Genomic DNA, 11979 nt, shown 5'->3' with positions numbered 1-11979 from the left:
GTTCAATGCCAGAGTTTTGCTGGCATGATCACTCAAGATTCCGAGAGATCATTTATTCTTTTGAGACCTTCGGATCGACAACTGCGTACAACAGGTCCACCGCGAGATTAACCAACGAGAAACATGCCGCAACGAACAGAACGCTGCCCTGGACAATGGGGAAATCCCTCTGCTTGATGGCCTCAATCATCAGACGCCCTACCCCTGGAATGGAAAATACAACTTCTGTCAGCATAGCGCCTCCTAAAAGCGTTCCGAACTGAAGTCCCACCACGGTGATAACAGGAATCAAAGCATTTCTGAACACATGCTTCATGATGACCACGCTTTCCTTCTGTCCTTTTGCCCTGGCTGTCTTGACGAAATCCTGGCGTATCACCTCCAGCATGCTGGAACGTGTCATCCTGGCCACTACCGCCGTACTCTGCATCCCCAGCGCAAGGGCGGGCATAATCAACTGCTTAAAACTTCCGAAACCCGAAGGTGGCAGCCATCCCAGATTGACAGAGAACAGAATAATCATCAGGATGCCGATCCAGAAGATGGGGGCCGATGTTCCAATGAGCGCCAGCACCATAACGGCATTGTCCAGAAGGGAGTTCTGCTTGACCGCAGAGACAATTCCCAGGAAGGTTCCCAGGATGACGGCGATGATGATTGCCGCTGTGGCGAGCTTGACTGTGTTGGGAAACACTGTCATAATCTCGTCCAGTACAGGTCTTCTGGTGGAGTAGGACGTCCCCAGATCCTGATGTACTACGATATTTTTGATATAGCGCCCATACTGTACCAGAAAGGGATCGTCAAGTCCCAGCTCCAGCCGCAGTTCCGCCTGCGCTTCTGGGGTAGCTGATTCACCCAGCATCATCCGGACCGGGTCCCCTGGCGTCATGTAGAGCAGCAGGAATACCAGAAATGACACACCCACAAGCACCAGAACCAGATATACCAGCCTTTTCATTGTGAACTTCAGCATAGTTCATTCCTCCATTATACATTTTCATGTAGTATTTATGCATTTTATTATACTACGCTGTATTTTGGAAATATATTGGCACAATAGGATAATCCCGCCCCCCTATTTTCATCCTTCCAGTGCACCCCTCCTTTATTCATTTCCACCAAATTTATGATATACTTATAACAATGATTTTATTGTTATTGTTTATGAATATAAGATTTAGTTATCTGTATTATACATAAATGCGGCGGGGAGCATCCAAATGAAAAAACTGACAGTGGCTGACATCTTACAACTGGATATTCTGAAAAATGTAACAATATGTGCGGGAGCCGCAGGCCTGTCTCATTTTGTCACCGGCATCACCACAGCCGAAGACCCGGATCTGATCCAGTGGCTTACCGGCGGCGAAATTCTTCTTACTTCTCTGTACGGAGCCGTAACCGGCCCCCTTTCCTTCAAAGAATATATTGATGCCCTGGCCTCAAAACACATCAGCGCTTTGTTCATAAAGACTGGGGAGCGCATGCCGGAAATCCCGGCGGAAATCACTCAGTCCGGCAGCCAGTACGGAATTCCCATTGTACAGCTTCCCCCTGATGTGAGCTTCTTTGACGTGGTGTCTTCTGTCATGAAACAGATCCTGAATAACAAAGCGCAGTACTTTATAGAGCTTCAGAACAATATGTCACAGCTTCTGGCCTCCGGGGCCGGAGAACAGGATATCCTGGATTACCTGGCTGAATATGTGCCTGCTTCCATTCATCTGTGCGATTCTGATAAAAATATTATTTTTACTTCCCAATCAGAAGAATTCCACTCTGAAATGGCCATAGCAGACAGGATCTCGCTTCCCATTATGTGCATGGGGGAGGTGTGCGGCTATCTGGAAGCTGCGACCAACCGTTATCTCGATGAAAATCTGGAAGGACTTCTGAAAAATGCGGCAAATCTGTCTGCCGTTCTCTATCTCAAAAAGTATTACACTGTTGAAATAGAGCAGAGATACATATCCGGGTTTTTAAAAGAATTGTTTCGACAAAATATGGGAGTAAAACAGATTGTAGAGAAGGCTGAAGGGTATGGCTGGCACGAGAATGATTCCTATCTGGCAGTCTCCATTCAACTGGAGGCTGCCAGAAACATAACCAAGGTTCCTGAGGCGCTGGCAGAGATGACGCGCCTGATTCCCAAAAGCAACTATTACTTCTGCATCCAGGATGATCTGCTGAATATAATATACAGGACAGAAAAAAAGCTCTCTCCCCCAGAATTGTACGATCTGGTCACAGAAGTTATTACAAATTTAAACCAATACATTTCAAAAACATATGGCTCTTTTACCTTCTACGCAGGTATCAGCAGCATCGCATCTGAATTGTTCCAGCTTTCCCAGAAGATTCAGGAAGCAGCAGATTCCCTGCAGTTCTGCCGCGTGTTTAACAACAGGCTGGTAAAGTATGAAGACATGGGGGCACTGCGCATGCTGGCCACCTATTCCCACCGCAGCAACCTGGAACAGGTGATTCCCCCTGCAGTGACCAGATTGGCGGAATACGACAAGCTCAATAATACCCAATATTTAGAAACCCTTGATTCCCTTCTTGGAAATAACCTGAACCTGAGCAAAACCGCCAAACAGCTGTTTATCCACTACAAGACAATGCTTCACCGCATGGACCGTATCTGCGAGATTGCAGAGATATCCCTGGATGACAGACAGACCCGGCTGGATGTAGAGCTGGGAGTAAAACTTTATATGATGCTGCCCAAATAAAAAACGCAGCATATAAAAAAGCTAGTAATCCGAGATTCATTCTCGAAATTACCAGCTTTTTTTTAACTGGGCTACAAGGATTCGAACCTTGAAATGACGGAGTCAGAGTCCGTTGCCTTACCATTTGGCGATAGCCCATTATTCAGTTTATCCGCAGCGCCCTGCCCTGACTGTTTGTCCTGATTGGCGGCTGCGGAGTTTATTATACCCATATTGTGGCAATTAGTCAAGAACTTTTTTAAATTTTTTAAATTTAATATGAAACAGACTCAAAAATGCCGGATTTAGCCGATGCATTACGGGCAGGCGTCCCCTGCATCGGAGTAGTCGGGTATCCACCCTTCCAGCACGTTGGATACCTTCTCGATAAAGAAATGGGAAATGCTTCCTACGATGAGGGCGGCCAGCACGGTTCCTTCCCTGATTCCCAGCACATGGCCCGTAAAGAACAGGGAAACCCCCACAGCACTTGCCACAATGCTCATATCAAAACCCGTTTTTACCAATCCAAACCTCCAGCCGGTAAGCCCTGCAATTACACGCACCAGCCCCTCTCCAGGAAGGATAAGCACATTGGGAATCACCTCAAAGGCAATACCCAGCCCCAGGAACACGCAACCCAGCAGCAGCATGAGCACCTGCCCCACATAGCTTCCCGTCTTCCAGAACCCCAGAATATACATCCATCCGTCTATGCAGGCGGAAAACAGCAGGGCGGCCGGAAGCTGAAGCAGCTGTATCTTTCCAAATGCCTTCCCCAGAAGGGCGGCCTGTATCAGGAACATGACCGTGTTCACCAGCATGGTAAACTCTCCCAGGCTGTGAGGGAATATAAACGTCAGGACAAAGGCAAGGCTGGTAATGGGCGACGTGCCCAGTCCGGCTTTTGTAATCAGGCTGATACCCAAGGCGCTGAATATGACACCTGCAATAAACATGCTGTAACGCTTCAACTTATCTGAATTTTTCACGTGTTTACACCTCTAAAAATTTTTGTATAACCTAATTTTTTTTATATATCTTATGATATCACGTAAACCCACGGCTCACAATGGGCATTCTAACTTAAGTTGACTCCATATTTTCGTCACAATGCATAATCATTTTTAGATAACCTAAAATTTTTTTAGATTTTTCTATGCTTTCTCACCAATGTAATATGGGCATACATGGTCACCGCAGCGCTGAATCCCAGCTGTACATAATACGCAATACCTCTGGACAATACCATGGCGGGCAAAAGCAGATCCCCGTAAAAAATAGGATCGAATATGGTCAGGAACAGATGCTCGCTGATTCCCATGCCCCCCGGAAGAGGCAGCATATCGGCGGACACAGAAATCGTTGACTGGAGAAGCACCAGGGTAATCATGGCCGTCCCCTTAAGCCCAAAGGCCCTGTACACAAAATATGTCACTGAAAACAATGCCAGCCGCTGGCAGAAGGTGAGAAACAGCACTCTGAGCAGCACATGCTTGTGCTGGCGCAGGAAGGCAGCCGTATCATTATAATGCTCCATGGTAAGGAGCAGGCGCTCTGTCCTGGAGGTTTTTTTCTTGAGGAAACGAAAATGCTCCAGAAGTCCCAGAACCCGCATTGCCATGTCCCTGGCAAGAGATGTGTGGAAAGCCAGAACCAGCATGGCGGCGCAGAATACCACATTAAGCCCCAGCCCCAGATAGTAGACAGGCATGACCTCGTACAGGTAACGATTTAAAAAGCCCTGGCCGAATACAGCCAGAAGACAGCCAATCACCACCAGAACGGATTTGTATGTAATGGTTACCACCATGAGCACCACTGTGGCCACAGGCACGGGGATCATGTTCTTCCTCATATAGTAAACCTGGGCCGGCTGTCCTCCCCCTGCCGAAGGCGTGATGCAGCTGAAGAAAAAACCCACAGAGGAATACAGAAAACAGGTCCTTCTCTTTGTCTTTATGCCCAGGGTGCCCAGCAGATAATGCAGGATAGCAGACTCCGCCCATATGAAAAAAATAACACAGCCAACCCCCATAAGCAGGTATACAGGAGACGCCTCGGATATGGTGTCCGCTATATCGCTTAAATCCTCACCCGAAAATACACTGTAAATGGTCAGAACAAATACAGTCAGAAGGAATATTCCGTTGATCAGATTCTTCTTTTTATCAGACATGTTTTCCCCCTCTCCCCGTCACGTCCGCCGGTATCCCTTTTACGCAGCTTCATATCCCCGCAGGATTCTGCCCCCATGGATTACCAGACTTGCAGGTTCCCTCCCCGCAGGGTTCCCGGTCCGAAAACAGAAATATAACAAAAAATCCCGTCAGGCATAACGCCTACGGGACCAAGATATAACAAACTGGGCTACAAGGATTCGAACCTTGAAATGACGGAGTCAGAGTCCGTTGCCTTACCGTTTGGCGATAGCCCATCAACACAACGAAATGTATTATATAATATAGTCGGCAATTCGTCAAGTGTTTTTTTCAATTTTATCCATTTTCTAGCACATTATTTTGTTTTATTCGTTTTCCATCCCCTGGCTTACGGTCTTACCCGGAACATCTGAGCAGCTCCTGAAGCTTTTTCATGGATCGGTTATACTTTGACAGTACCGTAGCTAATGGCATCTGGAGCGCCTCCGCCACTTCCCGGTGCTTCATGCCTGCGGCTGCGTGAAGAAGTACAATCTGCCGCTCCTCACGGCTGATTCGGCCCAGGGCGTCAAGCAGCACCTTACGGTCCGCGGCCTGTTCCAGGGGAGCGCAGTACTCCCCCTCCTCTTTCTCAGCCAGGTCCTCCAGAGCCACGTCCGCCTTCATCTTCTGCTCCCTGAAGCGCATATAGCAAAGATTCCTGGCTATGGTGAATACCCAGGCCAGAGGCTTGCCCTGGGGGACATAGGACCCTGCCTTGGTCCACACGGTCAGATAGGTGTCCTGCATCACATCCTCGGCCTCCTCCGGATTCCTGGTCAGGGACAGGATAAAGCTGTACACAGGCCTGGCCGTGTCCTGGTAAAAGAGGTGGAACGCCTCCATATCCCCATCTCCCATGGCCTCTATCATCTCTTCCTGTGTCATCCAGCGTCCCCCTTCCAGGACCAGCCCGGCGCCCATATCAAGCTTACTCCCGGCTTTCCGAGATAAAGCTGTTTTCCATGGTTATGACGCAGCAGCAGCGCCTGTCTTTTTTCGCCACGTCCTCAGTGATCCTTGCTTTCAGTTTACCCAGAACCGATGGCTTATATTCCCTGGGAACCACCAAATCAAAGATCAGGTTGATGCGCTCCACGCCGTCCACCATCCTGAAGTCGTGGAACGTAAGCCTGCTGTCTATTCCGTCCAGAACAGACGTCACTAACTCCTTAAACTCTACTACCCTCTCGTCGTGGGTCTCCACCGGGTCCATATGGATAACCAGCAGAATTCCCATCCGCCTCATGGCCTCCCGCTCAATGCGGTCAATGATTTCATGTGTGCGCTCCACGTCGCAGTCATTGGGCACCTCTGCATGAATGGATGCCATGCTTCGCGAAGGGCCGTAATTATGTACAATCAAATCATGACTGCCCACAATTCCGTCAAAGCTCTCCACAAAGCTTGATATTTTGTCATAAATCTCAGGGTCAATGGCTTCTCCAATCAGGGGCGCCAGGGTATCCTTGGCTATGTTCACGCCTGCGATCATTACCACCACAGACACGATGAGTCCCACAATACCGTCCACATTGAATCCAAATGCCCCGTATATTCCGATGGAGCATATGGTAGCGGAAGTAGTGACCACATCGCCCAGCGCGTCTGCCGAGGTGGCCAGCATCACCTTGGAATTGATACGCTTTCCCAGCTTTTTATTAAAACAGGAAAGCCACAGCTTAATGGCCACAGACATAAAAAGTATCAGTATGGATATCCACCGAAAGCTCATATCCTCAGGATGCAGTACCTTGCCAAAGGAGGTCTTAAACAGGGAAAAGCCCACCTGTATGACCAGGAATGCCACGATAAAGGCTGCGATATATTCTATTCTGCCGTGACCAAAGGGATGGTCGTCATCCGCAGGTTTTTCCGCCATTTTGACTCCCACGAATCCAATAATGGAGGAAGCCGCATCCGACAGATTATTAAACGCATCCGCCATAACAGATATACTGTGCACCAGGATGCCGATACAAAGCTTGGATACAAAAAGAAGCAGGTTACAGCCGATTCCCACCATGCTGGTCAGTGTCCCATAAGCCGTCCTTACACGTACATCCTCCACATTGTCATGATCTTTAACAAATCGTTTCACTAAAAATCCAGTCATATCAAATCACCATACTCCACTTTTTCCAGGAATAACCCTTCAGGCGGGGCGGTAAAACCAGCCATAGAACGGTCCCCGGCCTCCAGAATAGCTGCCATTTCCTCCGGTTTTCGTTTACCCGTCCCCACCTCTATAAGGGTGCCTGATAAAATCCGTACCATCTGCTGCAAAAACCCATTGCCCGTAAAGGATATATGGATTCTGCTTCCCATCCGGTAAAAGCATATGGATTCAATGGTGCGGATTGTTGATTTCTTCATTTTCTTATTGCCGCAGAAGCTTTTATAATCATGGGTTCCCGTGAGAATGGCCGCTGCCTGTTCCATCTTTCCCACATCCAGATCCTGCCCCAAGCCATAGTAATAATAACGCTCAAACACATTCTTTTTGGGAGCTGTCTCTATCTGGTAGCGGTATGTTTTCCTCAACGCATTCAAACGGCTGTGAAACCGTTCCGGCATCACGCAGGCCCTTGTAACGGCAATGTCCTCCGGCAGGTACCGGTTCATATACCTCATAATCTCGTCCGGGGTCATGTCCTTCGCCAAATGGAAATTAGCCACCTGGCTTTCTGCGTGGACCCCCGCGTCTGTCCGTCCTGAACCGTGGACCTCCACCGGACTGCCTTCCAGCTTTTCCAGAACCGCCTCCAGCTTGCCCTGGATGGTCCTGTCTGTATTTCCCTGCTTCTGCCAGCCGTCGTATCTGGTGCCGTCATAGGACAGCCACACTCCTATATTCATTCTCTGCCTCCCTGCCTTGCCCTTTCTTTTTTCCTGCGCAGACAACACAGCGCCCCCACGGTAATCGCCATCCCCGCGGCTGCTCCGCTCATATCCAGCCATACATCGCTTATCTGGCCGGACCGCCCTGCCACAAAGAGCTGAATCGTCTCATCCACAAAGGGAACCATAAAAATCATCATCAGTACATCCCTGTTAAATATCCTGTATCTTCCATTTCCCCCGCAGGCCTTGACCATCAATCCTCCCAGCACCGCATACTCTGCAAAATGGGCTGTTTTTCTGACAATGTGCTCTGTCAGCCACAGATGCTCCCAGCCCAGGGATATCATGGCTCCCCGGAATTTATCCAAAAGAAAGCCGCTTTCCTGGGAAGAGATAGTGGCCGGTGTCAGGGAATTACCGTATATGAAGCATATATAGACCAGTATCACCACATGCCACCGGTTCAATGCGGGCCGGTTCATTACAGACCGCTTCAATGCAGGCCGCTTTAATACAGGCCGGTTCCTCTCATCTGGCATCTACCGTTTCCCTTCTGCTGTCAGGACGCCGCTTTCTCTGACAGCCCTTATAGCCTTATTAAGCATTTCCTCATCCTGGACCAGGGCCAGACGAACATATCCCTCGCCGGACGGACCAAAAGCGCTGCCTGGGGTAACCATTACTCCTGCCCGCTCTACCAGTTCCATGACAAATGCCTCTGAGCTGGTATAATGTTCCGGAATAGCGGCCCACACAAACATGGTGGCCTCCGGCCGTTCCATCTTCCATCCAATGGATGTAAACCCGTCGCACATAATATTTCTGCGCGTCTCATAGGCCTTCCTTGTAGCCTGTACACAGGACTGGTCCCCTGTAATCGCCGCAATGGCGGCAGCCTGGACCGGAAGGAACATGCCGTAGTCCATGTTGGATTTAAGCAGCTTCAGACGGGACACCACCTGGGAATTGCCAAGGCAGAATCCGATTCTGGCTCCGGCCAGACCGTATGTCTTTGACAGGGAATTAAATTCCACGCCGATCTCCTTTGCCCCCGGAAACCGCAGAAAGCTTCCGCATGCCTTTCCATCAAAAATCAAGTCGCTGTAGGCATTGTCGTGAAGCACAATGATGTCATATTTCCTGGCAAAGGCTATGAGTTCTTCATAAAATGAATCCGGCGCCATGGCCGTGGTTGGATTATTAGGATAGGACACCACCATAAGTTTGGCCTTCCTGGCCACGTCCTCGGGAATCTCGTCCAGACGGATAATATATCCATTTTCCTTCCTCTGAGGCATGTAGTGAAGCCTGGCACCGGCTATCTGCGGACCGTCACCAAATACAGGATAACAGGGGTCCGGCACAAGCACCACATCCCCCTCGTCCACGATGGACAGCGCAATATGGGCCAGTCCCTCCTGGGACCCCAGCAGGGAGCAAATCTCTGTCTCAGGGTCCAGCTCCACCCCATACCGGGTTTGATACCATCCGCCGGCCGCCTCCAGCATCTCCCTTCTGTCACTGATGGCATACACATAGTTGGACGGCTCTGCGGCGGCCCTGCACAATGCCTCCATAATATGAGGCGCGGGCGGTATGTTAGGCGCTCCTATGCTGAGATCGATAATCTCCTCTCCCTTTGCAGTCTTTTCCTTTTTAATTTCAGCCAGTTTTGAAAAAATCCCCTCTCCAAAACGGTCCATCCTTTTTGCAAATTTCATATGACTCATCCTTCCTCTCTGTATAGCTGCAGCTGCATCTGCCCGACATACCATGTCCCGCTCACTGCCGGCTGCCGGATTCCTAAAAACCCAACAGGCAGGCAATGATTGGCAAAAAAACAGCCGGCAGCAGGTTTCCTATCTTTATCTTGCTTCCAAGGACCAGATTCAGGCCCAGACCGAAAATCAGTATGGAACCAATGCAGGATACCCTGGTTATCATGATATCCGTAAGAAATGGCCTCACCAGCCCTGCCAGCAGGGTAATACTCCCCTGATAGATGGCCACGGGAAAAACGGAAAATGCAGTTCCTATGCCAAGTGCTGCTGTAAACACCACAGACAAAACTCCATCCATCACCGCCTTGGTAAACAAAGTATTATAATTATGGCTTAAACCGTCCTCCAGGGAACCCACAATGGCCATGGCCCCCACACAAAACAGCAGGGAGCTGCTGACAAAGGCCTCCACAAAAGTCCCTGATACCTGTCCTGCGGGAATCCTGGATTTGCACCACTCCCCCAGCTGCTGCAGCTTGTACTCAATATTAATCCATTCACCCAGGGCAGCGCCCGCCACCATGCACACCACACTCACCAGCGTGTCCTGTGTCTCAAATCTGCCTCCATTTATGGTCATCAGCCCTTTGAGAGCGCCCGTAATGCCAACAAACACCACGCACAGCCCCACCGCGCTGGAAATCGTATCCTGCAGCCGTTTGGGCAGCCCGCCTTTCAATAAAAGCCCCACACCGCATCCGGCCAGTATGCCGGCCACGTTAACAATCGTACCTAATCCCGCCATTTTACTTATTCCCGCCTGTTCCTTACCCATTTCCTAAAACACTTTTACCGGTTAATCTCGCTTACCCATTTGAATACTTTTACCCATTAACAGGCTAAATCAGCCCATTTCGCCTATTATAGTATAATTTTCCAGATATGACAAGAGTCCGTTACCATGAATGTTTGGCACCAGTACTATGAATGTTTTGCACCAGTACCATAAATGCCTGGCATCCTTTCACAGTCCAGATCCAGAGATTCTAAGCATTTGGATAAGTTTATAAAAACATATACCGCCGGAGCTTTCACAAAACGGCGGAAATCCCCACCAGAGGATTTCCGCCGTACGCAAAGAATTCATATAAAGCTACATAAGCATGACTTTCACCTGTTCCCCCGCCTTTAAACCGCTGCTTCCTGCCGGGATATCTACCAGGCAGTTACAACCGGCCATACTGGACAGCATGCCCGAAGAATGGCGCCCCTCAGGCAGCCATACCTTTCCGTCCTCTATCTTTCCTCTTACCAGGCGCCTGCAGGGAGATGCCTTGGGAAATGGACTTTTAAGTATTCCAAGCAGAATCTCCGGCTTCCACTGCGCTTTTCCGCGCATCCGTTCCAGCACCGGCCTCACCAGAACCTCAAACGTGGCCGCCGCCGCAAAGGGATTCCCGGACAGGCAGAATACAGGCTTGCCCTCCACTATCATTGCCAGCATGGGAGAACCCGGCTTAACATTGATTCCGTGAAACAGCACATCCGCTCCAAGGGCTTCTGCCACATAAGGCATGCAGTCCCGCACGCCCACTGATACACCGCCGCTGGTAATCAGAGCATCGCATTCCGTCAATTGTTTTCTGATTTCTTCGGCCAGCTTCTCTGTGTCGTCTCCTCCACGTTGGAGAAGAAACGGCTTCATTCCCAGCTCCCTTATCCTGGCGGCAAGAAGGGGGCCATTGCTGTCATAAATCTTTCCCGGCTCCAGAGGGGTTCCCACAGGCACCAGTTCATCCCCCGTGGCCATAATGGCTACCACAGGCACGGAATATACCGGTATGGTCTCAATTCCCTGACTTGAAAGGATTCCTATGTGGGAAGAATGTATCGACCTTCCCTTTTCCATAAGCAGTGCTCCCCTGTATGTATCTTCGCCTTCTTTACAATAATTTCCATAAGATGCGACGGATTGGTATATCTCAACAGATTCGCTTCCCTCGTCAGTCCGCTCCTGCATGATAACACCGTCCGCTCCCTCCGGTATAGGGGCGCCTGTCATAATTCTGGCGGCCTCCCCCGGACCTATCTTTAATTTAGGATACATACCAGCGCAGATGTGCTCGATTACATTCAGTCTTACCGGATTCTCCTTTGACGCCCCTGTCGTGTCCTGGCTTCTGACTGCATAACCATCCAGCGGAGACCGCGGGAAGGGAGGCTGGTCCATGACTGCGTATATATTTTCAGCGCACACTCTTCCCAATGCCTCTGTCACCCGTACGGTTTCAGTCTCTTCCTTCATCTTAATCTTCATGAGGCGTTCCTGGGCCTCCTCCAACATGATTGGATTCCTTTTTCTCATCTGCGTCCTCTCCCATGGCAAATCATATGCAAAAAAGCCGGGAAACCTTGATGAATCAAGGCCCAGCCAATAAAACAAAAAAGCGCGAGACGGGATTCGAACCCGCGGCCCCCACCTTGGCAAGGTGGTGC

11 protein-coding genes and 2 tRNA genes are annotated in these 11979 nt (G+C 49.8%); 1 reads left to right on the top strand and 12 read right to left on the bottom strand.

Annotated features, from left to right (window positions below; genetic code table 11):
- Positions 1 to 52: 52 nt before the first annotated feature.
- Complete coding sequence (gene nikB, locus LI015_RS27330; RefSeq protein ID WP_002566952.1) at positions 53 to 976, bottom strand: nickel ABC transporter permease; 924 nt, start codon at positions 974 to 976, stop codon at positions 53 to 55.
- 247 nt (positions 977 to 1223) lie between these two features.
- Between nikB and LI015_RS27325 the strand changes: the two genes are divergently transcribed.
- A complete protein-coding gene (locus tag LI015_RS27325) occupies positions 1224 to 2738 on the top strand; it encodes a PucR family transcriptional regulator (protein ID WP_119205752.1) in 1515 nt (504 codons plus the stop codon).
- Positions 2739 to 2804: 66 nt separating this feature from the next.
- Here the strand turns inward: LI015_RS27325 and LI015_RS27320 are convergent.
- The 11 genes from LI015_RS27320 to LI015_RS27270 form a co-directional block, all read right to left on the bottom strand.
- Positions 2805 to 2876, bottom strand: a tRNA-Gln gene (locus LI015_RS27320).
- A 158-nt stretch (positions 2877 to 3034) separates the two neighbouring features.
- Positions 3035 to 3709, bottom strand: coding sequence for a YczE/YyaS/YitT family protein (locus LI015_RS27315; RefSeq protein WP_002573615.1), 675 nt, complete (start codon positions 3707 to 3709; stop codon positions 3035 to 3037).
- A gap of 155 nt (positions 3710 to 3864) precedes the next feature.
- Entirely contained in the window at positions 3865 to 4896 is a 1032-nt protein-coding gene (locus tag LI015_RS27310) for a lysylphosphatidylglycerol synthase transmembrane domain-containing protein (protein WP_002566949.1), read from the bottom strand.
- Between the two features lie 186 nt (positions 4897 to 5082).
- Positions 5083 to 5154 (bottom strand) — tRNA-Gln (locus LI015_RS27305).
- Positions 5155 to 5275: 121 nt separating this feature from the next.
- Entirely contained in the window at positions 5276 to 5842 is a 567-nt protein-coding gene (locus LI015_RS27300) for an RNA polymerase sigma factor (protein ID WP_002573617.1), read from the bottom strand.
- Between the two features lie 7 nt (positions 5843 to 5849).
- Positions 5850 to 7034, bottom strand: a complete 1185-nt coding sequence (locus tag LI015_RS27295) for a cation diffusion facilitator family transporter (RefSeq protein WP_002566947.1) — start codon at positions 7032 to 7034, stop codon at positions 5850 to 5852.
- Complete coding sequence (gene truA, locus LI015_RS27290; RefSeq protein WP_227126721.1) at positions 7031 to 7777, bottom strand: tRNA pseudouridine(38-40) synthase TruA; 747 nt, start codon at positions 7775 to 7777, stop codon at positions 7031 to 7033. The genes LI015_RS27295 and truA overlap by 4 nt, the downstream gene beginning before the upstream one ends.
- Positions 7774 to 8301 (bottom strand): VanZ family protein, encoded by a 528-nt coding sequence (locus LI015_RS27285; RefSeq protein WP_002566945.1) that lies wholly within the window; start codon positions 8299 to 8301, stop codon positions 7774 to 7776. Before LI015_RS27285 ends, truA begins: the two co-directional genes overlap by 4 nt.
- Complete coding sequence (locus LI015_RS27280) at positions 8302 to 9483, bottom strand: aminotransferase class I/II-fold pyridoxal phosphate-dependent enzyme (protein WP_118019649.1); 1182 nt, start codon at positions 9481 to 9483, stop codon at positions 8302 to 8304.
- 82 nt (positions 9484 to 9565) lie between these two features.
- Entirely contained in the window at positions 9566 to 10288 is a 723-nt protein-coding gene (locus LI015_RS27275) for a DUF554 domain-containing protein (protein ID WP_002573618.1), read from the bottom strand.
- A 348-nt stretch (positions 10289 to 10636) separates the two neighbouring features.
- A complete protein-coding gene (locus tag LI015_RS27270; RefSeq protein WP_002566942.1) occupies positions 10637 to 11827 on the bottom strand; it encodes a molybdopterin molybdotransferase MoeA in 1191 nt (396 codons plus the stop codon).
- Positions 11828 to 11979: the final 152 nt, after the last annotated feature.

The organism is Enterocloster sp. 210928-DFI.2.20 (genome assembly GCF_020554465.1).
In the GTDB taxonomy this organism is placed as follows: domain Bacteria; phylum Bacillota; class Clostridia; order Lachnospirales; family Lachnospiraceae; genus Enterocloster; species Enterocloster bolteae.
The sequence above is the reverse complement of the archived record's forward strand: the minus strand, read 5'-3'. Positions and strand labels throughout refer to the sequence as shown.

What these genes read in the sequence shown, in the direction of transcription:
- nikB (WP_002566952.1), bottom strand. Translation starts at nt 976, where the DNA reads ATGCTGAAGTTCACAATGAAAAGGCTGGTATATCTGGTTCTGGTGCTT.
- LI015_RS27325 (WP_119205752.1), top strand. Translation starts at nt 1,224, where the DNA reads ATGAAAAAACTGACAGTGGCTGACATCTTACAACTGGATATTCTGAAA.
- LI015_RS27310 (WP_002566949.1), bottom strand. Translation starts at nt 4,896, where the DNA reads ATGTCTGATAAAAAGAAGAATCTGATCAACGGAATATTCCTTCTGACT.
- LI015_RS27300 (WP_002573617.1), bottom strand. Translation starts at nt 5,842, where the DNA reads ATGGGCGCCGGGCTGGTCCTGGAAGGGGGACGCTGGATGACACAGGAA.
- LI015_RS27295 (WP_002566947.1), bottom strand. Translation starts at nt 7,034, where the DNA reads ATGACTGGATTTTTAGTGAAACGATTTGTTAAAGATCATGACAATGTG.
- truA (WP_227126721.1), bottom strand. Translation starts at nt 7,777, where the DNA reads ATGAATATAGGAGTGTGGCTGTCCTATGACGGCACCAGATACGACGGC.
- LI015_RS27285 (WP_002566945.1), bottom strand. Translation starts at nt 8,301, where the DNA reads ATGCCAGATGAGAGGAACCGGCCTGTATTAAAGCGGCCTGCATTGAAG.
- LI015_RS27280 (WP_118019649.1), bottom strand. Translation starts at nt 9,483, where the DNA reads ATGAAATTTGCAAAAAGGATGGACCGTTTTGGAGAGGGGATTTTTTCA.
- LI015_RS27275 (WP_002573618.1), bottom strand. Translation starts at nt 10,288, where the DNA reads ATGGCGGGATTAGGTACGATTGTTAACGTGGCCGGCATACTGGCCGGA.
- LI015_RS27270 (WP_002566942.1), bottom strand. Translation starts at nt 11,827, where the DNA reads ATGTTGGAGGAGGCCCAGGAACGCCTCATGAAGATTAAGATGAAGGAA.